This is a genomic window from Janibacter sp. RAF52 (assembly GCF_052114035.1).
GTDB classification, from domain to species: Bacteria; Actinomycetota; Actinomycetes; order Actinomycetales; family Dermatophilaceae; genus Janibacter; species Janibacter hoylei.
In genome coordinates, this window is sequence record NZ_JBFRDY010000012.1 from 26,516 (window position 1) to 51,791 (window position 25,276).

Here is a 25,276-nt window from a genome sequence, read left to right on the forward strand (position 1 = left end):
GACGGGCCCGCCACCGAGGAGGTGGCGGGCCCGCCGTCGTGGGGCTCAGCTGCGGGGCCGACCGTCGCCGCGCAGGTCCTCGACCTTACCACGCACCTTGTCGAGGAGGCCGGGCTCGGCGTGGTCCCCGCCCGCCCGCTCCTCGGGGGACAGGTGGTCGGGTCGCTGGCCGGGCGTCGCGCCGGCTGTGGGCTCGACCGTCGGGTCGGCCACGGGCTCAGCGGCCGGGTCGGCCACGGGTGCTGCCGCCTCGACGTCGCGTGCCGGAGCCACGCCGGGGTCGGACCAGCCCGACTCACCGGTCCGCGTCGTCTCGTCGGTGAAGGCGTCGTCCCGCGGGGCCTCGGTGAAGGCGTCGTCCCGCGGGTCGGCAGCCGTCGTGTCCGCCGGGACCGTGTCGCGACGGGAGGGGTCCGACGACTCCCACCCGGGAGCTGCCTCCGGTGCAGGCTCGACCGGCGGCGCGGGCTCGACGGGCTGCGCGGGCTCGACGGGGTCATGCCCCGCCTCGGTCCCGTGAGCAGCGGCGCCGGCGCCGACAGCGCCCGCTCCGACAGTGCCCGCGGCGGCCGTACCGGCACCGGACGGGCGCAGGTCGCTGCGGCGGGTCGTCGACTCGTCGACGTCATCGTCGTACGAGTCCTCGGACTCGATCATCCCGTCACCTCGCCCATCGACCTCGGCGTCGCGGCGCACGTCCGCGTCCTCGACGCGGCGTCCTTCGCGGTCCGTCGGCACGTCCGGGTCCTTGACGTCCGCCTCGCGGAGCTTGTCCTCGTAGGAGCGACGGTCCTCGTCGGCGACGGCGCTCTTGGCCCGGGCCTCCTCCTCGAGGCGCTCGGCGTCGATGCGACGCTGCTCGGCCTCGGCCGCCTTGCGCTCGGCCTCGGCGGCCTGACGGTCCGCCTCGGCGGCTGCTGCTCGGGCGTCGGCGTCGGTTGCCGCAGCAGTGGCCTCCGACTCGCGGGTGCGGCGCTCTCGCTCGGCGGCCTCGCGCCGCAGCTGCTCGGCCTCGGCGCGGTCACGCTCGACCCGCTTGGCCTTGGCGCCCTTCGACAGTGCCATGACGATGCCGATGATGATGAGCACCAGCACGACAGCGATGATGATCCAGATCCAGGTGTCCATGCTCCCCTCCTCGGGGTTGCTGCGGTCGCCGTTGCGATCGCTTGTTGCCAACCTACGAGGATCACGCCCGGATTTCGATCGGACGGGTGCATCACATCGAGCGGGCCCGTTGGCACGCCGTGAGCAAGAGGACACCCCGCGTACCTGGAAGAGCTCACCTACCCTTGCTGCATTCCTGCCCTGGGGGAGTTCGGCGAGGTACCACCACGCGGGGTGCCGATCGCAGAGTCTACGTCTCCCCCTTCGTCGGCGAAAGTCGGCCCCCGCCGCGGTCGTCCTCCGACAATGACGAAGCCCCGGTCCGCGGACCGGGGCTCATCGCTGGCGGAGGATAGGGGATTCGAACCCCTGAGAGCTTTCACTCAACGCGCTTTCCAAGCGCGCGCACTAGGCCACTATGCGAATCCTCCGCGGGAGAGATTACCTGAGCACCGCGCCACCTCGAAATCGGGCAGATTTCACTCCGCCGACACCTGTCGGCGACGATGGCGGCATGGCTCTCCCGTCCCCTCGCCGGCTCTACACGATCGTCGCCACCGCCGAGGCGGTGACGTGGACGCTGCTGCTCGTCGGCATGTTCCTCAAGTACGTCACCGAGACGACCGAGCTCGGCGTGCGGATCGGCGGCATGCTGCACGGCATCGTCTTCATCGCCTACGTGCTCGTGACGGTCATCGTGTGGATCGACGCGCGATGGAGCACCAAGCACGGCGTCGTCGCCCTGGTCTCGGCCATCCCGCCCCTCGTCACGCTGTGGACCGAGCGGTGGCTCGAGCGCGAGGGGCAGCTCGCCGACACGTGGCGGCTGCGGACGAAGGGAGCCGCCGGCACCCCGCTCGAGCGGCTCGTCTCCGGCGCGCTGCGCCGCCCGGGGCTGGCGGCGCTCGCCCTCGTCGTCGCGGTCGCGGTCCTCACCGGCGTCGCCCTGCTCGTCGGCCCGCCCGTCGGCTGAGCGAGGTCACACCAGCCCGGCGACGACCTCCTCGGCGATCGCCAGGCTGGAGGTCGCAGCCGGCGACGGAGCATTGCGCACCGCGGCCACCGGCCCCATCCGCTCGATGACGAAGTCGTCGACAAGCGACCCGTCCCGGCCGACCGCCTGGGCCCGCACCCCCGCGCCGCCGGGCACGAGGTCCGCGTCGGCGAGGCTCGGAACGTAGCGGCGGGCCGCATCGGCGAAGCGACGCACCGACAGCGAGCCGGCCACCTCCGCAACCCCCGAGCGCCAGTGGCACGCCGCGACCCCTGCGGAGCCCGGCCAGCTCACGGTCTCCAGGAGGTCGCGGGCATCGACGTCCCGCCAGCGGTAGCCCTCCCGGGACGCTGCCGGCACGGCATTGGGCCCGACGTCGACGGTGCCGTCGACCCTCCGGGTCAGGTGGATGCCGAGGAAGGGCAGCCGCGGGTCCGGGACCGGGTAGACGAGTCCGCGCACGAGATCGGACCGCTCGGGCGTCAGCAGGTGGTACTCCCCGCGGAAGGGCACGATCCGCGGGTCGGCGGAGCCGCCGGCCATGCGGGCGAGCCGGTCGACGTGGAGCCCCCCGCAGAGCACGAGCCGGTCGGCGGCGAGCCGGGTCCGCTCCCCCGCGTGGTCGACGAGCACCTCCACCCCCGAGCGAAGGGGGCGCATGCCCACCACCTCGTGACCGGTGAGGACCCTCCCTCCGGCCGCGACCACGTCGACCGCAAGGGCCCGCGCGACGGCGGGGAAGTCGATGATCGCAGTGGACGGCGAGTGCAGGGCGGCGCGTCCGCGCACGTGCGGCTCCAGGTCGCGCAGCCCGTCCGGCCCGACCATGGCGGTGCCGGGCACGCCGTTGGCGAGCGAGCGCCGGTGCACCTCGGCCAGTCGGGCCTCGTCGGCCCGGTCGACGGCGACGACCACCTTGCCCACCTCGACGAAGGGGATGCCCCGCTCGCTCGTGTAGTCGCGCAGCAGCCCGACCCCGCGCCGGCACAGGCGGGCCTTGAGCGAGCCCGGTGGGTAGTAGACGCCGGCGTGGACGACCCCCGAGTTGTGGCTGCTCTGGTGGGCGGCGACCGTCGGCTCCTTGTCGAGGACGACGACCTCGGCGTCGGGCCGGGTCCGCTGCAGCTGGCACGCGGTGGCCAGCCCGAGGAGCCCGGCGCCGACGACGAGGGTGCGCGACGAAGGGGGCAGGTCAGTCCCCTCCCGTGCCGGTGCTCGTGACGGTGCCGCGGTGACCTCGGGTCGTCCCCGTCACCGCCTGGTAGTCCTGGGCCAGCTGGGTCTGGAACTCGACGGGGCCCTTGCTCGACATCGCCCGGAGGATGTCGGCGTCGGACTGGGCGGCGAGCAGGTCGGTGGACGCCCGGTCGACACCGTCGAGACTGCGGGCCTTGTCGCCGTCACCCTCGACGTACTGGAGGACGTCGTCGGCGCTCCACTTCTGGCTCGTGTCGATGTCGCTGCCCCGGTACCACTCGGGCGACTCGTTGATCTTGGTCGCTGCCTGCTCCGCGGCCTGGTAGCGCATGGCCTGGAGATCGGTCGAGGTGAGCGACATCGCGACATTCTGCCGCTGGGTGGGCTCGGCATCGGAGCCCTGGAAGAAGTTGTACTGCCGGGCCACCTCTGGGTCGACGTCGCGCTCGCGCAGGTAGTAGCTCGAGGCGTCCTGGTCCTTCACGCCGGCGGCGTCGTAGACGGTGGTGCCGCCGATCTGGGTGCGCCCAGAGTCGCCGGACCACTCGACGGTCTGCCGGCCGTCCGCGTGGTGCTTCGTCAGGCCGCCCGCCTCCCAGCTGCTGCCGTCGCTCCCGAAGGTCTTGTCCCCGAGCGTGAGGGAGGACCCCGTGGACCGCGACCCGGAAAATGCCTCGACGTCGGCGATGTCGGTCACGCCGGCGGCGTCGGCCGACGGCACCTTGCCGAGGATGAGGAATCGGGTGTAGGCGTCCTGCCCTTCGGGGGTCGACAGGTCGAAGGTGACGTCCTTGGCCGTCCCCTCGGTGAAGGATGAGTCGGCGGACAGGCCGACATTGGCCTTGTCGACGCCGAGACCCATCGAGCTCTTGGCCTTGTCGAAGTCGGCGTCGCCGACGCGGACGGTCACCTCGTCCCCTTCGCCACGGGAGACCTCGACGTAGCGGTCGATCCCGGACTCCTTGCCCATGCTCGCCATGAGGGCGGAGTACTCGCCGCCGAGCTCGTGCCCGGTGTACCAGGTGCTGCCGAGGCGGATCGAGGACCCCTCCGGCATCCCCAGGGGGTCGAGGGGGTGGATCGACGTGGGGTCGAGGCCGTCCGGGCCGGTGACCGACCAGCTCGTCTCGGTGCCGGCGAAGAGCTTGCCGTCGACACCCACCCGACCGACCTTGGCACTCGCCTCGGCGCTGAGCTCCGCGGTCCCGGCGACGGTGTGGGTCTGCAGGCCTCGCCCCTTGGCGTCGACGCCGGCGTCCGTGGTCGACGCGGTGACGGTGCCCGAGACCTTGACGTGCTTGCCCTTGGACTCCGACTGCGACACCGAGCCGGTGCCCTCCTCGCGACCGCCGGGCCGCCCGTCGATGATGTTGCTCGGCTCGGCGTCCGGTGGCGCGTCGTGCCCGCCACGGGGCTTGTCGAGGGCGGCGAGGAGCGGGTTGTCCATGCCGGACCCGCGACCGTCCCCACTGGTGAGCTTGCTGGTGACGTCCTTGATCTTGTCGATGGCGTCCTGCCGGTCGGGTCGGGTGCTGGTCCCGCCCGACCCGCCGCGAGCGCCGCCGCCGGACCCCTGGGTCTGCTCGTCGGCCTGGTCGCGCAGCTCGTCCGCCCAGGCGATGATCGTCGACCCGATCGACGCGATCGCCGGGCGGACCTGCGCCACGTCGGCGGCGAGGCTCTCGGCGTCCGGGCCGCTCCACGAGGCCTCGAGAGCCTGCGCGGCCGGGCCGAGCCTTTCACCGATCTTTTCGATCTGGGCACCGTTGCCGCGCAAGGCTTCTGCGATCCCGCGCAGTCGCTCGGCATCCGCGCCGTGCGTCACACCGCTCATGACTCCCCTTCGTCCGTGGTGCACCCAGCCTCACCCGCGGGCGGGTCTCCGGCAATGGGGAGTGGTCCCCGTGGCGATGCCGTCGTAGGCGGCCCTCGTCAGGCCGAGCGCGCGCTCGTGATGTCGCCGACCGGCCGGACGTTCTTGCCCGTGGCGGTGTGGTAGTCCCCCGCGAGGTCGCGCTGCACGACCAAGGGTCCGTCGCCGAGCATCAACACCCGCAGCATCTCCTGGTCGCTCTGGGCTCCCAGGATCGTCATGGTGGTCTCACCCGTCGCGATGTCCCACAGGTCGGTGCTCGCGGTATCCGGATGTTCCTCGAAGTACCGCAGCACGTCCTCGCTGGTCACGTGCCCGTCCGCCGCGGCCGGGAAGTTCGGGAAGTTCTCGGGGTTGGCGTTGACGATCGATGCGTGGGTGGCGGCAGCCTGGTACCTCATGGTGGCCAGGTCGTCATGGGTGAAGTTGATGACGACATTTTGATCGTGCGTCGGGGTGACGTCCTCGCCGAGGTAGTTGCGGTTGTACTCAGCCGCTGTGGTCGGGTCCACCCCCTCCATGCGGATGTAGTAGGTGTTGTCCTCGACCACCATGTTGCCGTCGGCGTCGAAGCTCGCCGTGCCGCCGACCTGCCTGCCCTGGGCCTCGCCGGTCCAGTCGAGGGTCGTCGTCCCGTCGGCGTGCGTGCGCTGCACTCCCCCGGCGCCCCACTCCGCGAGCGTGCCGCCGGCAGAGACGTCGCCCGCCGTCATGCTGAGGTCCACCGACTTCGAGGCGTTGAAGACGGTGAGGTCGGCGACGTCGACGACTCCGGGGGCGTCGGCCGCCGGGGGCTTGCCGATCATCACGTCGTCGAAGGTCGCGCGCCCTCCCGGGGTGGACATGTCGATCGTCACCTCCCGGGCCGTACCACTCGAGGTCTCGCTGGACGCGCCGGCCTTGACGTTGGCGTCCGGTCTCCCGAGGCCCAGCTCCGACGAGGACCGCAGGAACTCCGCGTCACCGACCTGGACGACGACCTGGTCACCGTCGCCCCTGCTGATCTCGACGTAGCCCTCGGTGCCGAACTCGTACCCCGCGCCGGCCATGAGGCCGCGGAAGCGGGCCTCCGCGTCGAAGGCGGCGAAGTACTCCTCGCTGAAGCGGACGCTGACGCCGGGCGGCCAGGACATCGGGTCGTTGGGGTCGATGCTCAGCGGGTCCACCCCGACCGGAGCCGTCACCTCGTAGCTGGCCTCCTTGCCTCCACTGGCGCTGAAGCCCCCACCCGTCAGGTCGCCTCCGGCCTCGCCGGCGATGCCGGCCTCGGCCCGCACGCTCACCGTCGTCGTCTGGACGCTGCGCCCCTCGGAGTCGACGAACTCCCTCGACACCGCCACGGTCTCCGTGCCGGTGACCTGGCCCTTGATGACCTTGCCGCCCTCCACGTCATCGCTGTTCGACACGTATCCGGGCTGCTCCACCTCCCCCGGGTCGGTCTGGGGTCCGTCGCCGATCGCATTGGTCATCGCACCAGCCGGCAGGTCGAAGGGGGACCGCCCCTCCCCCGAGGTCATCCCCCCGACCAGGTCGCGGAAGCCCTGCGGCACACCCGTGATGTGCCGGCCACCACGGATGCCCTCGCCGTCACGCGCGCCGGGACGACCGGCGCCGCCCCCTTCGCCGGAGCCACGACGCTGCTCGTCCGCCTGATGACGCAGCTGGTCGGCGAAGGCCACGAGGGTCGACCCGGTGCGGGCCATCTCCGGACGCAGGTGGTCGGTCTGCGCGAGCAGGTACTCCATGTCGGGGCCGCTCCAGGACGCCCGCAGCACGGTCGAGGCGTGCCCCAGCGTCTCGCTCAGCTGGCCGATCTGCTCCGCGTGCCCCCGCATGAGCTCGCTGATCTCGTCGAGCCGATCCGGGTCCGCCCCGCTCGTCACACCGGCCATGCCCCTGCCCTCTCCCTCGCGTCACGTACTCGCGGGCATCCTGTCAGGACGGACCACGGCCCGGCGATGGGGAGTGCTCCCCTCCGCCGGGCCGTCCTGTCTCCTGCGTCAGCGGCGGCGGCGCGAGGTGCCGAAGATCGAGCGGGTGATCTCGCGCCCGATGACCGTGCCGGCCGAGCGCAGCGCCGACCTGAAGGCCGAGCTGCCGACGACCTTCTCGACGACGCCCGGCTCCTCCTTCGGCGGCGTGGGAGCCGTGGGCTGCGGTGGGGCGGCAGGCTCCCCCTTCGCCTCGTCCTGCGCCGGGGCGGCCTCGAGCTTGGCCGCGAGCTTTTCGTACGCGGACTCGCGGTCGAGGGCCTCCGCGTACTTCGGGGCGAGCGCGGAGCCGGCGGCCGTCTGCTCGAGCAGCTCTGGCGCTGACGGCGACATGAGGGACTGCGGCGCGCGCATCATCGTGTGGGCGACCGGGGTCGGTGTCCCCTTCTCGGAGAGCACGGTGACGACCGCCTCGCCGGTGCCCAGCTGGGTGAGCAGCTCCTCGAGGTCGTACTCGGTGTGCGGGTAGGTCTTCACCGCCGCCTTGATCGCCTTGGTGTCCTCCGGGGTGAAGGCCCGCAGCTGGTGCTGCACCCGGTTGCCGAGCTGCGCGAGGACGTCGGCGGGGACGTCCTTGGGGCTCTGCGTCACGAAGAAGACACCGACCCCCTTGGAGCGGATGAGGCGCACGGTCTGCTCGATGGCGTCCTGGAAGGCCTTGCTCGCCTCGTCGAAGAGCAGGTGCGCCTCGTCGAAGAAGAAGACGAGCTTCGGCTTGTCGACGTCGCCGACCTCCGGCAGGTCCTGGAAGAGGTCGGCGAGCAGCCACATGAGGAAGGTCGAGAAGAGCTGCGGCCGCTGCTGCACCGCGGGCAGCTCGAGGCAGGTGACGATGCCCCGGCCGTCGTCGGTCACGCGGATGAGGTCCGCCGTGTCGAACTCCGGCTCGCCGAAGAAGACGTCGGCGCCCTGGTCCTCGAAGGCGATGAGCTCGCGCAGGATCACCCCGGCCGTCGCGCTCGACAGACCACCCAGCGCCTTGAGCTCCGCCTTGCCCTCGTCGGAGACCAGGTGCTGGGTGACCGCCCGCAGGTCCTTGAGGTCGAGCAGCGCCAGACCCTGCTTGTCGGCGAAGTGGAAGACCAGCCCCAGGCTCGACTCCTGCGTCGCGTTGAGCCCGAGGACCTTGCTCAGCAGGGTCGGGCCGAAGCTCGTGATCGTCGTGCGGATCGGGACACCTGTGCCCTGCCCGCCGAGGGTGAGGAACTCGGTGGGGAAGGCGGTGGCCTGCCAGTCCTGCCCGATGGAGGTCGTGCGCGCGGCGAGCTTGTCGCCCCCTTCGCCGGGGGTGGCGATGCCCGAGAGGTCACCCTTGATGTCCGCGAGGAAGACGGGCACACCTGCCGCGGAGAGCTGCTCGGCCATGAGCTGCAGGCTCTTGGTCTTGCCCGTGCCGGTGGCGCCGGCCACGAGACCGTGCTTCGTCAGGCTCGCCAGCGGCACACGCACCGGCGCATCCGGCTGGGGAGCGCCGTCGAGCACCGTCGCGCCGAGGTCGACGGCGGGCCCCTCGAAGGTGTAGCCCGCACGGATCTGGTCCAGGTGTGAAGAGTCGGTCACAAGCCCGAGACTAGTGCGGCGTGCGGTGACCGCCCCTCTTATCGTGTCTGCGTGATCTTCCAGTCCGTCGGCGACGACCGCCCCTACCCCGCGCACGGGCGCGTGACCCCCCGGGACTGGGCCGACGTCCCACCGCGGCCCGTACGGCTCGAGCAGCTGACGACGACGAAGAGCTCGCTCAACCTCCACGACCTGCTCGCCGAGGACTCGACCTTCTACGGCGACCTCTTCCCGCACGTCGTCGTCTGGCGTGGCCGGCACTACCTCGAGGACGGTCTCCACCGCGCCCTGCGCGCCGCGCTGCAGCAGCGCTCGACCCTGCACGCCCGCGTCCTCGAGCTCGCCGACTGACACCGTCATGGCCCAGGACGAGTACGACACCCCCGGCGACGAGGGGCGCGCCCGGCGCCGACGGTCCGTCGTGACCTTCGCCGTCGTGCTGCTCCTGCTCTTCTTCGCCGTGTGGTACGCGCTGTCGTACATCCGCGCCGACCGGGCCAGCGGCAGCGCCTCGACGTCGACGAGCACACCGGCACCGACGTGCACGCGCTCTCCGTCGGACGTCGAGGTCAACGTCTACAACGCGACCAACCGCGACGGGCTGGCCGCCCAGGTCGCCCGCCAGCTCAAGGCGCGTGGCTTCACCGTCAAGACCGTCGCCAACGACCCCAAGAAGGTGACCGTCGAGGGAGCGGGCCAGCTGCGCTACGGCCGGGCCGGCAAGCCCGACGCCGACTTCGTCGCCGGGCACACCGGCCCCCTGCGCAAGCTGCAGGACTCCCGCACGCGCACCACGGTCGACATCGTCCTCGGCCCGGACTTCGAGCGGCTCGTCCGCTCCAGCGACGTCACTGCCTGCTGACCCGCACCCCCGGCACGGGGCGCTCCCTTCGGTCAGGGGCGGGTCGTCGTCAGCTCGACCTTGTCGTCGCCGACGACGTCGCAGGTGATCGTCGTGTCGACGATCTGGAAGCTGCTGCCCTGGGTGCACGTGCTCTCCACGCCGCCGGCCTGGATGAGCGCCTCGCCACCCTGCTTCGCCGACACCAGCCGGATCCGGTCAGCCGACTTCAGCCCGTGGTCCTTGTCGTACGGCCGCGGGAAGTCGTGGAACTGGTCGCCCTGGATCTTGATCTTGCAGGTGTTGTCGGTGTCGCACTTCGAGCTCCACGTGTCGCAGGCGGCCAGTGGCAGGACCGCCACGACCACGGCGGCGGGGACGAGGGCTCGCATGATCTGACGCATGCCCCCAGACAACCAGACGCGGCGCGGTCCGTCCCGTCACGACCGTGTGACACGACGAAGGTCCCACCCGGCGAGCCGGGTGGGACCTTCGGTCAGCTGGCGGTGGCGGTGGGATTTGAACCCACGGTCGGCGTCAACCGACAAACGCTTTCGAGGCGTTCTCCTTAGGCCGCTCGGACACGCCACCGCGGAGCACAATACAAGGTCGAGGCGGTCTGCCCCCAATCGGGCGAAGGGAGCACCCCCTCCCCTCATCGCTGCGCGGCCCCGCGGTGCTCGGCGAAGAAGTCCAGGAGGAGGCGGGCGCACTCCCCTTCGCGCACCCCGCCGACGACCTCGGCGCGGTGGATAGATCGGCGGTCGCGCACGATGTCCCACACCGACCCGCAGGCGCCGGCCTTGGCGTCCCACGCGCCGAGGACCACCCTCGGGACGCGGGCCGCGACCACCGCACCGGCGCACATGGCGCAGGGCTCGAGGGTGACGACGAGGGTGCACCCCTCGAGGCGCCACTCCCCCTTCGCCTCGGCCGCGGCACGCAGGGCGACGACCTCGGCGTGACCGGTCGGGTCACCGTCCCGCTCACGGGTGTTGCGCCCTTCGCCGATGATCTCGCCGGCCGCGTCGACGACGACGGCACCGACGGGGATGTCGCCGTCGGCGACCGCCGCTGCCGCCAGCTCGAGGGCACGACCCATCCACGTCTCCTCCGCGGGGCGGGACGGGCGGGTGCGGTCGCAACTCACGGGACCAGTGTCGCGCACGGTAGTTTGCGAGGCATGCGCGTCATCGTCGCGGACCACCCGCTCATCGCCCACAAGCTGACCTACCTGCGGCACAAGGGCACCGACAGCCCGACCTTTCGCCGGCTCGCGGACGAGCTCGTCACCCTGCTCGCCTACGAGGCGACCCGTGAGGTCCGCACCGAGCCCTTCGACATCGAGACGCCCGTCGGCCCGACGACCGGGATGCGGCTGTCGACGCCCAAGCCGCTCGTCGTGCCGATCCTGCGTGCCGGCCTCGGCATGCTCGAGGGCATGGTGCGGCTGCTGCCGACCGCTGAGGTCGGCTTCCTCGGCATGCTGCGCAACGAGGAGACGCTCGAGGCGGTGACCTACGCCAACCGGCTGCCCGACGACCTCTCGGGCCGTCAGTGCTATGTCATCGACCCCATGCTCGCGACCGGCGGCACGCTCGCCATGTCGATCCGCTACCTCGTCGAGCGGGGCGCCGACGACATCACCGCCGTCACCCTGCTCGCGGCGCCCGAGGGCATCGAGGCGCTCGAGCGCGAGCTCGCCGACCTCCACGTGCCGATCACCCTCGTGACGGCGGCCGTCGACGAGCGGCTCGACGAGCAGGGCTACATCGTGCCCGGCCTCGGCGACGCCGGTGACCGGCTCTACGGCGTGGTCTGACCGTCACACCTGTCACATCTGCAACACTGGGGCGGATCCACGCCCCCGTGGACCCGAGCAGCGACCGCAGACGACGGAGAAGAACGAGCCCATGAACACGCCGCCGATCAAGAAGATCGTCCTCTGGCTGCTCACGATCTTCCTCCTCTACGCCATCCTCACCTCGCCGACCGAGGCCGCCAACATCGTCGGCTCCGCCTGGGACGTCGTCGCCAACGGCGTGACCAACATCGGCAGGTTCTTCGACTCGCTCATCGCGAGGTAGCCGTGGCGGCGGAGGTCGGGCACCGGGGCCTGCGCAAGTACCTGCTGCCCGGCGAGACCCCCGTGGCCGAGATCCGCCACCACCGGATCGTCCTGCTCAAGCCCTTCGCGATCACCGTCGCGGCGCTCGCGCTCGTCGTCTGGCTCGACATCTCGGTCAGCGATGCGGGCAGCACGATCCTCCCCTACCTGTGGTGGGCCTGGCTGGCCGTCGTCGGCTGGGCCGCCTGGCAGTGGATCGAGTGGCGGCACACCCGCGTCGTCGCCACCGACAAGCGGATCGTCCTCTTCGAGGGGTGGATCAACCACAAGGTCTCGATGATGCCGCTCAAGAAGGTCACCGACATGGGCTACGAGCGCTCCCTGCTCGGCCGCATCCTCGGCTACGGGACCTTCGTCCTCGAGAGCGCCGGCCAGGACCAGGCGCTCTCGAGCATCGAGTTCGTGCCCGACCCCGACGACAACTACCGGGCCATCTGCTCGGTCGTCTTCGGCATGGGTGTCGTCGACGACGAGGACGAAGGGGGCCCCGCGGACGAAGAGCCTGCGTGGGAGACCTCGGCCGACTTCACCACCCGCCTCGGCGTCGTCGACGGCGTCTACGTCGGCGGGCCGCCGCCGGCGGCCGACGGGTCCGCAGTCGGGCACCGCGCCTCCATCTACCGCAGCCGCGACCTCGTGCGCGAGGACCGCGACGCCGACACCGGCGAGCTGCCGCCCTACGACCCCGACGCCTACTGACGCCCCTCCCCCCTTCGTATTTTCCTAGGGAAATAAGGGCCCGAGTGCGCATCTCCCTAGGGAGATGCGCCCGGGGGGTGCGATTTCCGTAGGGAAACGTGCAGGGAGGGGAAGCGGGGTCGGGCGGGTCAGGCGGGGTCGGAGTCGCGCATGCGGCGCAGCGCCGTAACCGCCTCCCAGCCGCAGATGACGACGATGCCGACGGCCACGGCCGGCAGCGAGACGCTCCAGTCCTCGCTCCACCCGAAGGTCTCGTGGAACTGCGCCGGCAGGTCGGTCAGCAGCAGGTCGGTGAGCAGCAGCCAGACGAGCGCAACACCCGAGACGACAGCGCTCGCCAGGCTCACGGCCGCGAGCGGGGCGGACCAGCCGCCGCGCGCCCACGCCGCCACGGTGACGAGGACGTCGACGGCGAGGAAGCCGATGATCAGCCCCTGCCAGCCCATACCCAGCGCCGGGTCGAGCACCTGGACGGCGTGCGCCCCGACCCCGCTCCACTGCCACACGCACAGGCCGATGACGACGAGGGTCGAGACGACCTCGAGGAGCATCTCCGCCATCCCGGCACGACGCGCGCGGTCGGCTGGATCCGCGAGCTCGTCCGGGTCCCACGTGCCGACGAGGCCCTGCTGCTCGCCGGGGCTGCCGTAGCGCTCGGCGACCGCGAAGACGAGCGTGGTCCAGAAGACGACGTGCACCGCCACGTGGAAGGCGAGCACAGCACCCTCACCAACGATCTCGCCGAAGCCCGCGTCGCTGCCGAAGGCGTGCGCGACGACGGTGCCGAGCACCGCGAGCGGGACGAGGATGACGAGCAGCAGCCGGACCAGCCGCACCCACGAGGGGAAGTACACCGGCCCGACGAGGTGGTTGGGCCGACCTCCGTACTCACGGGCCAGGACGTCGGGGTCGCCGAGACCCACGATCGTCTCGCGTTCGGCCGCAGCCGGCGCCTCACCGGCAGCGACCTTCCCTTCGACCGTCTCCTCGATCGTGCCGCGCAGCTCGCGGGCGACGTCCGGCCCGGTCTCCGGCGGGAGCTGGCGGGTCACGGTCCACACATATCGGTCGGTCAGGCTCGTGCCACTCATGACTGGTCTCCGTCCAGTGCCGCGACCGCCGCATCGAGCGATCGCCATTCGGTCATCAGGTGGGCGCGCAGGTCGGCGCCGGCCGGGCTCGTGCGGTAGAACTTCCGCGGCCTGGCCTCGTCGGTGTTCCACTCGCTCGTCAGCAGGCCCTGCTTCTCCAGGCGCCGCAGGAGCGGGTAGAGCGTGTTGCCGTCCACCGCGAAGCCCGCGGTGTCGAGCGTCTCGAGCAGCGCGTAGCCGTAGCGCGGCTCGTCGAGGATCGCCAGAGCGGCGAGCACGACGGTCCCCCGCCTCAGCTCCTGCAGGTGCCCTGCGAGCAGTTCATCGTCCATGCGTCACACTCTAGTGTGTGACGCACAGTGTTGTCCATGGCACTTCGTGGAGATGCCGAAGGGCGGCGCCCACCCGACCGGGTGAGCGCCGCCCTTCGCTGCGGTCGGCTGACCTCAGAGGGCCTTGAGGATCTCGCCGACCTTGTCCTTGGCGTCGCCGAAGAGCATCTGCGTGTTGTCCCGGAAGAAGAGCGGGTTCTGCACGCCGGCGTAGCCGGTGGCCATGGAGCGCTTGAAGACGACGACGTCCTTGGCGTTCCACACCTCGAGCACGGGCATGCCGGCAATCGGGCTGCTCGGGTCCTCCGCCGCAGCCGGGTTGACCGTGTCGTTGGCACCGATGACGAGGACGACGTCGGTCTCGGGGAAGTCGTCGTTGATCTCGTCCATCTCGAGCACGACGTCGTAGGGGACCTTCGCCTCGGCGAGCAGCACGTTCATGTGCCCGGGCAGACGGCCGGCCACCGGGTGGATGCCGAAGCGGACGTCCACCCCCTTCGCCCGCAGCTTGGCGGTGAGGTCGGCGACGGGGTACTGCGCCTGCGCCACGGCCATGCCGTAGCCCGGGGCGATGACGACGGACGAGGCGTCGGAGAGCAGCTCGGCGACCTGCTCGGCCTGGATCTCGCGGTGCTCGCCGTAGTCCTTGTCCTCACCCGTCACCTGACCGTCGGAGCCGAAGCCACCGGCGATGACGGAGACGAAGGAGCGGTTCATCGCCTTGCACATGATGTACGAGAGGAAGGCACCGGAGGACCCGACGAGCGCACCGGTGACGATGAGCAGGTCGTTGGAGAGCATGAAGCCCGCGGCGGCCGCGGCCCAGCCCGAATAGCTGTTGAGCATCGACACGACGACCGGCATGTCGCCGCCGCCGATGGAGGCCACGAGGTGCCAGCCGAAGAGCAGGGCGATGACCGTCATGATCGCGAGCGGGATGATCGACGGGGAGACGACGAACCACACGCACAGCGCGACCGAGACGAGCACGGCGAGCAGGTTGAGCCAGTGGCGGGCCGGGAGCACGAGCGGCGAGGACTTGATCTTCGCGCTGAGCTTGAGGTAGGCGACGATCGAGCCGGTGAAGGTCACGGCACCGATGAAGACACCGATGAAGACCTCACCGTTGTGGATGCCGACCATGTCGATCGCCTCGAGCCGCTTGTGCTCGGCGACCGCCTCCGGGCTGTCACCGTGCGACGCGAAGAAGGTGTTGTAGCCGACGAGCACGGCGGCCAGACCGACGAAGGAGTGCATCATGGCGATGAGCTCCGGCATGCCGGTCATCTCGACCCGACGGGCGATGCGGATGCCGATGAGACCACCCAGGGCCATGGTGACGACGAGGACGCCGAGGCCCCACTTGCCGGCATCGGTGGCCGCACCCTCGCCGTAGACCCCGTCGACGACGAGGGCGATCGTGGCGAGGAGGGCGATGGCCATGCCGGCCATCCCGAACCAGTTGCCGTGCTTGGCCGACTCGTGCTTGCTCAGGCCGGCGAGGGAGAGGATGAAAAGGAGCGCCGCGACGATGTAGGCGGCGGTGACGACGGTGGACAGCACGACTCAGCCCTTCCGGAACATGTTGAGCATCCGGTTCGTCACGGTGAAGCCACCGAAGACGTTGATGCTGGCGAAGAAGATGGCAGCAGCGGCGATGACCTGGATCAGCAGGTTGGTCGACGTCACCTGGAGCAGGGCGCCGACGACGATGATCCCGGAGATCGCATTGGTCACGGACATCAGCGGCGTGTGGAGCGCGTGGTGGACGCTGCCGATGACGTAGAAGCCGATGACGACCGCGAGCGCGAAGACGATGAAGTGCGACAGGAAGGCCATCGGCATGAAGGCGGCCGCCACGAGGAAGAGGACCGCCGCAGCACCGATGAACCAGAACTTGCGGTTGGGGTCGACCGGCTTGGCCGGCTCAGCCTCCGCAGTCGGCGTCGCGGCTGCGGGAGCAGCGGGCGCAGCGGAGACCTGCACGGGCGGCGGTGGCCAGAGCGTCTCCTCGCCCTGCGTGACCGTCATGCCGCGCACGACCGTGTCCTCCATGTCGAGGACGGGCTGGCCGTCCTTGTCGGGGGTCACCAGCTTGAGCAGGTTGACGACGTTGGTGCCGAAGAGCTGGCTGGCCTGCGTGGGCAGGCGACCGGCCAGGTCGGTGTAGCCGATGATCCGCACGCCGTTGTCCGTCACGACGCGCTCGTCGGCGACGGACCCGGCGACATTGCCGCCGGAGCCGGCGGCCATGTCGACGATGACCGAGCCGGGCTTCATCGAGGCGACCATCTCCTCGGTGATCAGCCGCGGCGCGGGCTTGCCGGGGATCAGGGCCGTCGTGATGATGATGTCGACGTCCTTGGCCTGCTCGGCGTAGAGCTCGGCGGCCTTGCGGTTGAAGTCCTCACCGGTCTCCTTGGCGTAGCCGTCGCTCGACACCTCCTGCTCGACGTCGATCTGCAGGAACTCGGCGCCCATCGACTCGACCTGCTCGGCCACCTCGGGCCGCACGTCGAAGGCCCGCACGATCGCACCGAGCGAACCGGCCGCGCCGATCGCCGCCAGACCGGCGACACCGGCGCCGCAGACGAGCACCTTGGCCGGCGGGACCTTGCCCGCGGCCGTGACCTGGCCGGTGAAGAGACCACCGAACTCGTGGGCGGACTCGACGACCGCGCGGTAGCCGGCGATGTTGGCCATCGAGGACAGGACGTCGAGGGACTGGGCGCGCGAGATGCGCGGCACGGCGTCCATCGCGAGCGCGGTGACGCCCTGCGCCCGCAACGCCTCGACCTTGTCGGGGTTGAGCGCTGGCGCGAGCAGCGAGGCGAGGATCGCCCCAGACCGGAGGAGCGGCACCTCCTCGTCGGAGGGTGCGTTGACCTTGGCGACGACGTCGCTGGCCCACACCTGCTCCGCGGGCTCGAGGGTCGCTCCGGCGTCGACGTAGGCCTCGTCGGGGTAGGCGGACGCCTCGCCCGCGCCGGCCTCGACGACGACGTCGTAGCCGAGCTTGATCAGCTGCTCGACCGTTTTGGGGGTCGCCGCGACGCGGGTTTCTCCGCGCTTCGACTCCTTGGGCACGCCAAGTCGCATCGTCACTCCTGGTCAGGGGTGGTGGGTGTGGTCGGTCGGCAACCTACGACAGCCCACGGTCGGGCGGCGCTCTTTGTGACGGGGACGATGCTCACACCGCCACGTGGTGAGACGGCGCGTCGCGTCGAGAGCTAGGGGCGCTAGGCCCGGGGCGGCTCCCCGTCGCCCTCCGCGGCGGTCTCGTCATCGACATCACTGCCGAGGACATCGCCGGCGAGGGCGGCCTCGCGGGCCTCTTCCTCGTCGTCCCAGACGGTGTGCGGGAGATCGGTGCTCACCTGCTCAGGCTAGCCGACCTACCAGCGAGTAACATCGTGCGGGTGGATCACTACGACGAGGTCAGTGGCGGCGCCCGGGCCGTGCGCGCAGCAGCGGCGCACGGGGTCGAGACGATGTTCACCCTCTCCGGAGCACACGTCTTCCCGCTCTACGACGGCGCGGTGCAGGCCGATCCCCCGATGCGTCTGCTCGACGTGCGGCACGAGCAGACCGCCGTCTTCGCGGCCGAGACGACCGGCAAGCTGACCCGCACCCCGGGGCTGGCCGTCCTCACCGCCGGGCCCGGTGTGACCAACGGGGTGAGCGCCGTCGCCCAGGCCTGCTTCTCGGGCTCGCCGCTCGTCGTGCTCGGGGGCCGGGCGCCGGCCTACTCGTGGGGCCGGGGCGCGCTCCAGGAGCTGGAACACCCGAGCATCCTCGCGCCGGTGACCAAGCACTCCGGCACGATCGAGTCGGTCGACGAGATCGCCGGAGAGGTCACCGCGGCCTTCCGACTCGCGGCCGCCCCGCACCGGGGCCCGGTCTTCCTCGACGTCCCCCTCGACGAGCTCTACGCCGACGCCGAGGACGTACCCGTCGTGGCGGACCCCGTCGCGCCCGCTCTGCCCTCCGACGACGACGTCGCGACCATCGCCCGGCTGCTGGCCGGCGCTGAGCGCCCGCTCGTCGTCCTCGGCACCGACGTGTGGAGCGACCACGCCGAGACCGCGGCCCTCCGCTTCGTCACCGACCTCGGCCTGCCGACGATCACCAACGGCATGGGCCGCGGCATCCTCCCGGGCGGCCACGAGCTCCTCGTCGGACGTGCGCGGCGGACCGCCGTCGGCGAGTGCGACCTGGCGCTCGTCGTGGGCACCCCTCTGGACTTCCGCCTGGGCTACGGGTCCTTCGGCGGGTCGGCCGGCGGGCCCGAGGCTAACGTCGTCCACGTCGCGGACTCCCCCGGCCAGCTGAGCGCCCACGCCTCCCCGACCGCGACCGCCGCCGGGGACCTCACCTCGTTCTTCGACCTGCTGCAGGTCGCGGTCGAGAAGCTCGACCGGCCGGGCTGGTCCGACTGGTCCACGCAGCTGGCCGACGAGGCGCGCGGCCGCGCGGCGCAGGACCTCGAGCTGCTGCGCAGCCCCGTCACACCGACCCACCCGGCGCGGATCTACGGCGAGCTCGCGCCCCGGCTCGCCGAGGACGCGGTCGTCATCGGTGACGGGGGCGACTTCGTCTCATGGGCCGGCCGCTTCATCGAGCCGCAGCGGCCGGGCTCGTGGCTCGACCCGGGCCCCTTCGGCTGTCTGGGCGCGGGCCTCGGCGCCGCCATCGCGGCCCGCATCGCCCGCCCTTCGTCGCAGGTCGTGCTGCTCCTCGGCGACGGCGCCTCCGGCATGTCGCTCATGGACGTCGACACCCTCGTGCGCCACGACCTGCCGGTGGTCATGGTCATGGGCAACAACGGCGCGTGGGGACTGGAGAAGCAGCCGATGCAGATGCTCTACGGCTACGACGTCGCCGCCGACCTCGCCCCGCAGACCCGCTACGACGAGGTCGTGCGCGCCCTCGGTGGCGCGGGCGAGATGGTGACCGACCCCCGGCAGATCGGGGCGGCGCTCGACCGGGCCTTCGCCTCCGGGGTGCCCTACCTCGTCAACGTCGTCACGGACCCGCAGATCCCCTACCCCCGCGCGACGACCGGGATGTGAGCCGAAGGGGAGGCCGCCTCAGCGCGTGAGCCGGTCGAGCACCGCCGCGAGCAGCGCCTCGCGCAGGGCCGCCGGCACCGCGTCGAGCAGCGCGTTGACCTCGGCCATGCGATCGGGCACCTGCAGCGGCCCGTCGCCTCCCCCGAGACCGGCGATGGCGAGCAGGCCGTCGAGGGTCGCCTCGTCGAGACCTGCGGGGTCGATCTGCCCAGCGGCCGCGACGAGGTCCGGGTCGACCACGACCGGGCCGGACTCCCTGGCCGCAGCGACGGACTCGGTCAGGGCGGCGACGAGCTCGTCGGTGTGGGCGGCCGTCGCCGCGCACAGGGTGAGGTGCACAGTGGCCGGGTGCCCGGCGAAGGCCATCTGCGGCTGGACGAGCCACCCGCGCGAGGCCATCTCGTCGGCGACCGTGAAGACGTCGCAGCCCGAGGTCGCCTCGAGGGCGAGCAGCGTCGAGTCGGGGGCGACGACGACCTGCAGCCCGTCGATCGCCTCCACGGCCGCGGCGACGTCCAGCGTCGCCCGCCGGGCCACGCCGGCCAGCTCGCGGTACCGCTCGAGCCCGATGGCGTGGACGACGGCCCAGGCCGCGGCGAGCGGGCCACCCGACTTCGTCGACTGGAGGGTCGTGTTGAGCATCGTGTAGCCCGGCCACGCCGCCGAGGCGTAGACGTGCCCGCGACGCAGGGCGGGGTCGCGGTGCAGCAGCAGCGAGACCCCCTTGGGCGTGTAGGCGTACTTGTGCAGGTCGACGGAGATGCTCGTGACGCCCTCGACGGCGAAGGTCCACGGCGGCGCGTCGTCGAGGAAGGGCAGCACCCACCCGCCGATGCACGCGTCGACGTGGCAGCGGATGCCATGCTCCCGGGCGATCGCGGCGACCTCTTCGACGGGGTCGACGACGCCGTGGGCGTAGGAGGGAGCGGAGGCGACGAGGAGCACCGTGTCGTCCGTGACGGCGGCCGCCATCGCCATCGGGTCGGCGCGGAAGGTCGTCGGGTCGACCGGCACGCTCACGACGTCGACGCCGAGGAGGTGCCCCGCCTTGTGCACCGCCGCGTGGACGGTGCTCGGCGCGACGACCTGCGGACGCTCGACGTGGGGCGAGCCGTTGCGCGCGGCGAGCACCGCGAGGACGAGCGACTCGGTGCCGCCCGAGGTGGCGACACCGACCGTGGAGGGCGGGCCGTGGAGCAGGCCGGTGGCGAGCTCGACGAGCTCGGACTCCAGCCGGGCCAGTGATGGGAAGGCCGTCGGGTCGAGCCCGTTGGTCGCGGCGAAGGCTGCGAGCGCCTCGCGCCCGATGGCGTCGGCCTCCGCGAGGCCGGAGTCGTAGACATAGCTCAGCGTGCGGCCTCCGTGGGTCGGCAGGTCCTGCGCGCGAAGGGAGTCCAGCGCTGCTCTGATGTCGTCGGTCGGTGCGGGGCGGGTCGGGTCGAAAGTCATCGGGCGGCCTCTCCGGCAGCGACGACCGCTGCCTCGTCGATGCGGTAGCCCCGCAGGAGGAGCAGGGAGCCGAGCACGAGCAGCGCCGGCAGGACGGTGAAGCCCAGGGTCATGGCGGTGATCGCCGGGTCCGGTTGGGCCGCAGCTCCGTCCGTCGACGAGACGTACCCGCCGAGCATGAGGACGAGACCGTAGACGCCCGGGCCGAGGGCGAGGCCGAGCGTCTCCGCGGCGGTCCACACCCCCGTGTAGACACCGACCCGGCTCTCACCCGTGCGGTCGGCGTCGACCGCAGCAGCATCCGGGAGCATCGCCATGGGGAACATCTGCGCGCCGGCATAGCCGACCCCGACGAGGGCGAGCGCCAAGGCGACCGGGGCCAGCCCGAGGTCGTGGGTGACCCAGACGAGCACCGCCCCCATGGCGAGGCAGAGCGAGGCGACGACGAAGGCGGGCCGCTTGCCGGTCCTGCGCCCCACCCGCTCCCACAGCGGGGTGACGACGAGCGCGGGCCCGACGAAGGCGACGAAGAGGATCGTCGCGGCACCGGGGTCGCCCAGCACCCAGCGCGCCATGTAGTCGACACCGGCGAGCATGACGCCGGTGGCCAAGGCCTGGACCGCGAAGGTCAGCAGCAGCGCGCGGAAGTCCGGGGCGCCCGCCACGACCCGCAGTTGGTGGGCCAGCGAGCCACCGGCGGCGACGTGCTCGACGGGGGGTACCCCCTTCGTCCCCCACCAGGCGCCGACGGCACCGACGACGATGAGCAGACTGACGAAGACGCCGACCGCGCGGTAGCCCCACTCGGGGCCGAGCGCATCCCGCAGGGCCGGGGACAGCCCGCCGGCGACGAGGATCGTCAGCGCCAGCACGGCGACCCGCCACGTCATCAGGCGCGTCCGCTCCCCGTAGTCGCGGGTCAGCTCGGCCGGCATCGCGACGTAGGGCACCTGGAAGAAGGCGTAGGCGCTGGCGCACGCGAGGAAGAGGACCGCCACCCACCCGGCGGCCAACGCCGACGGTGAGGTCGGCCCCGCGAAGAGCAGCGCGAAGAGCACGGCCAGGGTCAGCCCCGCGCGGACGAGGAAGGGTCGCCGGCGACCGTCGGGGTGGGTGCTGCGGTCCGAGACCCGCCCGGCGATCGGGTTGAGCAGCACGTCCCACGCCTTGGGGAGCAGGACGATGAGGCCTGCCAGACCGGCCGCGATGCCGAGGCGGTCGGTGAGGTAGGGCAGCAGGAGCAGCCCGGGGACGGTGCCGAAGGCCCCCGTCGCGACCGACCCGAGGCCGTAACCTCGCCGCACCCGCCCCGGCAGCACTGCCGTGTCCTCCGCCATGTCGGAAGGCTACCCACGGGTCACCGGGCGAGACGGTGCACGCGCCCGTCGCCGGTGCTGAGAGACTGCGGCCATGCGTCAGATCCGACAGAGCCGCAAGTTGAGGGATGTCCGCTACGACGTGCGGGGTCCGATCCTCGTCGAGGCCCAGCGCCTCGAGGCCGAGGGCCACAAAATCCTCAAGCTCAACATCGGCAACACCGCACCCTTCGGCTTCGAGGCGCCCGAGGCGATCATCGCCGACATGACGCGGCACCTGCCCGACGCGCAGGGCTATGTCGACAGCAAGGGCATCTACTCGGCCCGCACCGCGGTGGCGCAGTACTACCAGTCCCGCGGGCTCAAGGACACGACCGTCGAGGACGTCTACATCGGCAACGGCGTCTCCGAGCTCATCTCGATGGTGCTGCAGGCCTTCGTCGACGACGGCAACGAGATCCTCGTGCCCGCCCCCGACTACCCGCTGTGGACCGGCGCGGTCTCCCTCGCCGGGGGCACGCCCGTGCACTACCGGTGCGACGAGGGCAACGGGTGGAACCCCGACCTCGCCGACATCGAGGCCAAGATCACCGACGCCACCCAGGCGCTCGTCATCATCAACCCCAACAACCCGACGGGCGCCGTCTACTCGCCGGAGATCGTCCGCGGCCTCATCGACATCGCCCGCCGCCACGACCTCGTCGTCATGGCGGACGAGATCTACGAGAAGATCGTCTTCGACGACGCGGTCCACCACCACGCCGCCGAGTACGCGGGCGACGACGTCCTGTGCCTGACCTTCTCCGGCCTGTCCAAGGCCTACCGGGTGTGCGGCTACCGCGCCGGCTGGGTGATGATCTCCGGACCCAAGCACGAGGCCGCCGACTTCCTCGAGGGCCTGACGCTGCTGGCCAACATGCGCATGTGCGCCAACGTCCCCGCGCAGCACGCGATCCAGACGGCGCTCGGCGGGTACCAGTCGATCAACGAGCTCATCGTCCCCGGCGGCCGCTACCACGACCAGATCAAGCTCGCCTCGCGCCTGCTCAACGAGATCCCCGGCGTCAGCTGCGTCGAGCCGCGCGGCGCGCTCTACTGCTTCCCCCGCCTCGACCCCGAGGTCTACCGGATCGACGACGACGAGGCCTTCGTCATCGAGCTGCTGCGGGCGAAGAAGATCCTCGTCACCCACGGCACGGGCTTCAACTGGCCCGAGACCGACCACTTCCGTCTCGTGACGCTGCCGGACGAGGACGTGCTCACCGAGGCGATCGGCCGCATCGCCGAGTTCCTCGAGACCAAGCGGGCATGAGCGAAGGCGTCGGCCCGAGGCGCGACGCAGGAGACTCTCGGAGGAGGACCCTCGCCGCGGTGGCGGCGGGCGGTGCGATCGGCTCGCTCGGGCGGTGGGCCGCCGCCCTGGCGGCTGGCGGCTCCCACGCAGCGACGCTGCTCGTCAACGTCACCGGGGCCTTCACCCTCGGGGTGCTCGTCGTCTGGCTCGGTCGGGGCACCGCCCACCCGCTGGCCCGACCCTTCCTCGCGGTCGGGCTGCTCGGCGGGTGGACGACGTACTCGAGCTTCGCGCTCGACGCGCACGCGCTGGCCGGGGAGGGGCTCGGCGGCCTGCTCGGGTACCTGCTGCTCACGCTGGGGCTGGGCGTCGCCGCCGCGGTCGCCGGCCTCGTCGTGGGCGACCGGGTGTGGGGCGGCGACCCGTCTGCCGACGAGGCCGTCGCGGAGGGCGAGCTGTGACCGCGCTGCTCGTCGCGATCGGTGCGGCACTCGGGGCGGTCTGCCGGCACCTCGTCGTCGAGCGCCTGCGGGCCGGCGGCGCCACGGCTGTCGGCGCGGTGCTGGCCGTCAACACCACCGGGTCCTTGCTCCTCGGCCTCGTCGCCGGCCACGCATCCGGCGCGGCACCAGGATGGCTGCTCCCCTGCGTCGGCATCGGCTTCTGCGGGGCGTACACGACCTTCGCGACGCACGCGGTCGAGGTGGCGACCGCCCTTCGCTCCGGCCGGACCCGGCACGCCGTCGCCGACCTCGGGCTCAACCTCACCCTCGGCCTGCTGCTCGTCTCGCTCGGCTGGACGCTCACCGCCTGACGCCCCCTCCTGCGCATCTCCCTAGGGAAATACGGCCCTCCTTGCGCATCTCCCTAGGGAAATGTCAGCGGGCACGGCTGTGCCCGGGCCCCCACAGGGACCCGGGCACGGGGCCGGCAGAGCCGACCAGCGGAGGCGGTCAGGCCTTCGTGGCGGCCTCGAGGCGGGCGGAGACGTCGTTCCAGTTGACGATGTCCCAGAGCTTCTCGATGTAGTCCGGCTTCACGTTCTTGTACTGCAGGTAGTACGCGTGCTCCCAGGCGTCGAAGGCCAGGAGCGGCGTCATGCCGGCAGCGACGTTGCCGTGGTGGTCGTAGACCTGCGTGACGAGCAGCCGCTTGCCGATCGGCTCCCACGCGAGGACACCCCAGCCGGAACCCTGCGTCGTCTGCGTCGCGGCGGTCAGCTGCGCGCGGAACTTGTCGAAGGAGCCGAAGTGCTCGTCGATCGCGGTGCCGAGGGCGCCGTCGGGCTTGTCGCCACCGTCCGGGGAGAGGTTCTCCCAGAAGATCGAGTGCAGCACGTGACCGGAGACGTTGAAGGCCAGCGTCTTCTCGAGGCCGACGATGCCGGAGAGGTCACCCTTGTCGCGCGCCTCGGCGATCTTCTCCGTGGTGTCGTTGGCGCCCTTGACGTAGGTCGCGTGGTGCTTGTCGTGGTGCAGCTCGAGGATCTCGCCGCTCATGGCCGGCTCGAGGGCGCCGTAGTCGTAGGGAAGGTCAGGAAGGGTGTACATGGAGCCTCCGATGCGTGCGGAACTGCTTGCCCTGCCTACCTTTCCATGTCGTCTGGAATGAGTCCACGAAAGGGCACCCTCACCCGGCGCGGGCGGGCCTAGGATCGAGCCCCATGACCGACCGCGACCCCATCTCCGCCGCCCACGACCAGTGGGTGGCCCACGGCTGGGGCGACGCCGCCGACGGCATGGCCCTGATGACTTCCGTGGTCCGCGCCCAGCAGCTCGTGCACGAACGGGTCGAGTCGGTCCTGCGGCCGCACGACCTGACCTTCGCCCGCTTCGAGATCCTGCGGCTGCTCGCCTTCAGCCGGCGTCGCGAGATGCCGATGAGCCGCCTCGGGTCCCTGCTCCAGGTCCACGCGACGAGCGTGACGAGCGCCGTCGCCCGCCTCGAGAAGCAGGGCCTGGTCGAGCGACGGCAGAGCCCCGACGACGGTCGCGTCGTCCTCGCCTCCCTGACGACGAAGGGGGCGCAGCTCGTCGAGTCCGCCACCCACGACCTCAACGAGCAGGTCTTCACCTCCCCCGGCCTGACGGAAGCAGAGGTGCGGCAGGCGACGGCGCTGCTGTCCTCCCTTCGCGCCGCGCACGGGGATGACGTGGACTGAGACTCCCTTCGAGACGGCCGCAGGCGGCCTCCTCAGGGAGCGGGTCGAGACGGCCGCAGGCGGCCTCCTCAGGGAGCGGGTCGAGACGGCCGCAGGTCGCCGAGGAGCGGACGGCCGGGAGGAGTGGCGCAGCCTCAAGCCGAAGTCGAAGACGACAACCGGAGCACACGA

The 25,276-nt window shown here is 71.5% G+C and carries 26 protein-coding genes, 2 tRNA genes and 1 other RNA gene; 11 read left to right on the top strand and 18 right to left on the bottom strand.

Translation table 11 applies throughout. The features are described 5' to 3' along the window. Nucleotides 1-45 precede the first annotated feature (45 nt). The 3 genes from AB4Y78_RS13920 to AB4Y78_RS13930 form a co-directional block, all read right to left on the bottom strand. A complete protein-coding gene (locus tag AB4Y78_RS13920; RefSeq protein WP_441715400.1) occupies nucleotides 46-1,128 on the bottom strand; it encodes a hypothetical protein in 1,083 nt (360 codons plus the stop codon). 124 nt (nucleotides 1,129-1,252) lie between these two features. Then, nucleotides 1,253-1,349: signal recognition particle sRNA small type (ffs, locus tag AB4Y78_RS13925), an RNA gene on the bottom strand. A 101-nt stretch (nucleotides 1,350-1,450) separates the two neighbouring features. Next, nucleotides 1,451-1,538 (bottom strand) — tRNA-Ser (locus AB4Y78_RS13930). Nucleotides 1,539-1,621: 83 nt separating this feature from the next. Between AB4Y78_RS13930 and AB4Y78_RS13935 the strand changes: the two genes are divergently transcribed. After that, the gene (locus tag AB4Y78_RS13935; RefSeq protein ID WP_007927687.1) at nucleotides 1,622-2,080 is read left to right on the top strand and encodes a DUF3817 domain-containing protein; all 459 of its coding nucleotides are present in this window, start codon (nucleotides 1,622-1,624) and stop codon (nucleotides 2,078-2,080) included. A gap of 6 nt (nucleotides 2,081-2,086) precedes the next feature. Here AB4Y78_RS13935 and lhgO read toward each other — a convergent pair whose 3' ends face one another. From lhgO to AB4Y78_RS13955, 4 genes are all read right to left on the bottom strand, one after another. Further along, nucleotides 2,087-3,292 carry an L-2-hydroxyglutarate oxidase gene (lhgO, locus tag AB4Y78_RS13940; protein ID WP_441715460.1) on the bottom strand — a complete coding sequence of 402 codons (1,206 nt, stop codon included), beginning with the start codon at nucleotides 3,290-3,292 and terminating at the stop codon, nucleotides 2,087-2,089. Nucleotide 3,293: 1 nt separating this feature from the next. Next, nucleotides 3,294-5,132, bottom strand: coding sequence for a hypothetical protein (locus AB4Y78_RS13945; protein WP_441715402.1), 1,839 nt, complete (start codon nucleotides 5,130-5,132; stop codon nucleotides 3,294-3,296). Nucleotides 5,133-5,230: 98 nt separating this feature from the next. Then, nucleotides 5,231-7,063: a hypothetical protein gene (locus AB4Y78_RS13950; protein WP_441715403.1), complete on the bottom strand. Its 1,833-nt coding sequence runs from the start codon at nucleotides 7,061-7,063 to the stop codon at nucleotides 5,231-5,233. A 108-nt stretch (nucleotides 7,064-7,171) separates the two neighbouring features. Continuing rightward, nucleotides 7,172-8,722, bottom strand: coding sequence for a helicase HerA-like domain-containing protein (locus tag AB4Y78_RS13955; protein WP_441715405.1), 1,551 nt, complete (start codon nucleotides 8,720-8,722; stop codon nucleotides 7,172-7,174). A gap of 51 nt (nucleotides 8,723-8,773) precedes the next feature. On the opposite strand from AB4Y78_RS13955, the gene AB4Y78_RS13960 reads away from it, so the two are divergent. After that, nucleotides 8,774-9,073 carry a type II toxin-antitoxin system VapB family antitoxin gene (locus AB4Y78_RS13960; protein WP_128277196.1) on the top strand — a complete coding sequence of 100 codons (300 nt, stop codon included), beginning with the start codon at nucleotides 8,774-8,776 and terminating at the stop codon, nucleotides 9,071-9,073. A gap of 7 nt (nucleotides 9,074-9,080) precedes the next feature. Continuing rightward, nucleotides 9,081-9,584, top strand: a complete 504-nt coding sequence (locus AB4Y78_RS13965) for a LytR C-terminal domain-containing protein (RefSeq protein WP_007927695.1) — start codon at nucleotides 9,081-9,083, stop codon at nucleotides 9,582-9,584. A 32-nt stretch (nucleotides 9,585-9,616) separates the two neighbouring features. Here the strand turns inward: AB4Y78_RS13965 and AB4Y78_RS13970 are convergent, their stop codons facing one another. From AB4Y78_RS13970 to AB4Y78_RS13980, 3 genes are all read right to left on the bottom strand, one after another. Beyond that, nucleotides 9,617-9,967 carry a hypothetical protein gene (locus tag AB4Y78_RS13970; RefSeq protein ID WP_007927696.1) on the bottom strand — a complete coding sequence of 117 codons (351 nt, stop codon included), beginning with the start codon at nucleotides 9,965-9,967 and terminating at the stop codon, nucleotides 9,617-9,619. 97 nt (nucleotides 9,968-10,064) lie between these two features. Next, nucleotides 10,065-10,154: transfer RNA gene (locus AB4Y78_RS13975), tRNA-Ser, on the bottom strand. Between the two features lie 64 nt (nucleotides 10,155-10,218). Continuing rightward, complete coding sequence (locus tag AB4Y78_RS13980; RefSeq protein WP_282072470.1) at nucleotides 10,219-10,665, bottom strand: nucleoside deaminase; 447 nt, start codon at nucleotides 10,663-10,665, stop codon at nucleotides 10,219-10,221. 81 nt (nucleotides 10,666-10,746) lie between these two features. Here AB4Y78_RS13980 and upp point away from each other — a divergent pair, with 81 nt between their 5' ends. From upp to AB4Y78_RS13995, 3 genes are all read left to right on the top strand, one after another. Beyond that, complete coding sequence (gene upp / locus AB4Y78_RS13985) at nucleotides 10,747-11,385, top strand: uracil phosphoribosyltransferase (protein WP_007927698.1); 639 nt, start codon at nucleotides 10,747-10,749, stop codon at nucleotides 11,383-11,385. Nucleotides 11,386-11,476: 91 nt separating this feature from the next. Next, a complete protein-coding gene (locus AB4Y78_RS13990) occupies nucleotides 11,477-11,650 on the top strand; it encodes a hypothetical protein (RefSeq protein ID WP_259911414.1) in 174 nt (57 codons plus the stop codon). Between the two features lie 2 nt (nucleotides 11,651-11,652). Next, on the top strand, nucleotides 11,653-12,390 hold the full coding sequence (locus AB4Y78_RS13995) for a PH domain-containing protein (RefSeq protein ID WP_282072406.1): 738 nt from the start codon (nucleotides 11,653-11,655) through the stop codon (nucleotides 12,388-12,390). 128 nt (nucleotides 12,391-12,518) lie between these two features. Here the strand turns inward: AB4Y78_RS13995 and AB4Y78_RS14000 are convergent, their stop codons facing one another. The 5 genes from AB4Y78_RS14000 to AB4Y78_RS14020 form a co-directional block, all read right to left on the bottom strand. Further along, the gene (locus AB4Y78_RS14000; protein ID WP_441715409.1) at nucleotides 12,519-13,481 is read right to left on the bottom strand and encodes a permease prefix domain 1-containing protein; all 963 of its coding nucleotides are present in this window, start codon (nucleotides 13,479-13,481) and stop codon (nucleotides 12,519-12,521) included. Then, a complete protein-coding gene (locus tag AB4Y78_RS14005) occupies nucleotides 13,478-13,813 on the bottom strand; it encodes a PadR family transcriptional regulator (protein ID WP_007927704.1) in 336 nt (111 codons plus the stop codon). The genes AB4Y78_RS14000 and AB4Y78_RS14005 overlap by 4 nt, the downstream gene beginning before the upstream one ends. Before the next feature lie 114 nt (nucleotides 13,814-13,927). Continuing rightward, entirely contained in the window at nucleotides 13,928-15,376 is a 1,449-nt protein-coding gene (gene pntB / locus AB4Y78_RS14010) for a Re/Si-specific NAD(P)(+) transhydrogenase subunit beta (RefSeq protein ID WP_007927705.1), read from the bottom strand. 3 nt (nucleotides 15,377-15,379) lie between these two features. Beyond that, nucleotides 15,380-16,912, bottom strand: coding sequence for a Re/Si-specific NAD(P)(+) transhydrogenase subunit alpha (locus AB4Y78_RS14015; RefSeq protein ID WP_265230062.1), 1,533 nt, complete (start codon nucleotides 16,910-16,912; stop codon nucleotides 15,380-15,382). Nucleotides 16,913-17,052: 140 nt separating this feature from the next. Further along, nucleotides 17,053-17,190, bottom strand: a complete 138-nt coding sequence (locus AB4Y78_RS14020) for a hypothetical protein (protein WP_156811770.1) — start codon at nucleotides 17,188-17,190, stop codon at nucleotides 17,053-17,055. Between the two features lie 42 nt (nucleotides 17,191-17,232). Between AB4Y78_RS14020 and AB4Y78_RS14025 the strand changes: the two genes are divergently transcribed. After that, a complete protein-coding gene (locus AB4Y78_RS14025; RefSeq protein ID WP_441715414.1) occupies nucleotides 17,233-18,885 on the top strand; it encodes an acetolactate synthase in 1,653 nt (550 codons plus the stop codon). A gap of 18 nt (nucleotides 18,886-18,903) precedes the next feature. On the opposite strand, the gene AB4Y78_RS14030 is transcribed toward AB4Y78_RS14025, so the two are convergent. Together AB4Y78_RS14030 and AB4Y78_RS14035 are read right to left on the bottom strand one after the other, a co-directional pair. After that, complete coding sequence (locus AB4Y78_RS14030; protein ID WP_441715416.1) at nucleotides 18,904-20,334, bottom strand: pyridoxal phosphate-dependent decarboxylase family protein; 1,431 nt, start codon at nucleotides 20,332-20,334, stop codon at nucleotides 18,904-18,906. Beyond that, a complete protein-coding gene (locus tag AB4Y78_RS14035) occupies nucleotides 20,331-21,671 on the bottom strand; it encodes an MFS transporter (protein ID WP_441715418.1) in 1,341 nt (446 codons plus the stop codon). Before AB4Y78_RS14035 ends, AB4Y78_RS14030 begins: the two co-directional genes overlap by 4 nt. 73 nt (nucleotides 21,672-21,744) lie before the next feature. On the opposite strand from AB4Y78_RS14035, the gene AB4Y78_RS14040 reads away from it, so the two are divergent. The 3 genes from AB4Y78_RS14040 to AB4Y78_RS14050 are packed head-to-tail and all read left to right on the top strand — an operon-like array spanning nucleotide 21,745 to nucleotide 23,758. Further along, a complete protein-coding gene (locus AB4Y78_RS14040) occupies nucleotides 21,745-22,962 on the top strand; it encodes a pyridoxal phosphate-dependent aminotransferase (protein WP_441715419.1) in 1,218 nt (405 codons plus the stop codon). Beyond that, entirely contained in the window at nucleotides 22,959-23,405 is a 447-nt protein-coding gene (locus AB4Y78_RS14045) for a fluoride efflux transporter FluC (RefSeq protein WP_441715421.1), read from the top strand. The genes AB4Y78_RS14040 and AB4Y78_RS14045 overlap by 4 nt, the downstream gene beginning before the upstream one ends. Next, on the top strand, nucleotides 23,402-23,758 hold the full coding sequence (locus AB4Y78_RS14050) for a fluoride efflux transporter FluC (RefSeq protein ID WP_441715423.1): 357 nt from the start codon (nucleotides 23,402-23,404) through the stop codon (nucleotides 23,756-23,758). Before AB4Y78_RS14045 ends, AB4Y78_RS14050 begins: the two co-directional genes overlap by 4 nt. A gap of 139 nt (nucleotides 23,759-23,897) precedes the next feature. On the opposite strand, the gene AB4Y78_RS14055 is transcribed toward AB4Y78_RS14050, so the two are convergent. After that, complete coding sequence (locus AB4Y78_RS14055; protein WP_007927714.1) at nucleotides 23,898-24,494, bottom strand: superoxide dismutase; 597 nt, start codon at nucleotides 24,492-24,494, stop codon at nucleotides 23,898-23,900. A 113-nt stretch (nucleotides 24,495-24,607) separates the two neighbouring features. Between AB4Y78_RS14055 and AB4Y78_RS14060 the strand changes: the two genes are divergently transcribed. Then, nucleotides 24,608-25,105, top strand: a complete 498-nt coding sequence (locus tag AB4Y78_RS14060) for a MarR family winged helix-turn-helix transcriptional regulator (protein ID WP_441715425.1) — start codon at nucleotides 24,608-24,610, stop codon at nucleotides 25,103-25,105. Nucleotides 25,106-25,276 lie beyond the last annotated feature (171 nt).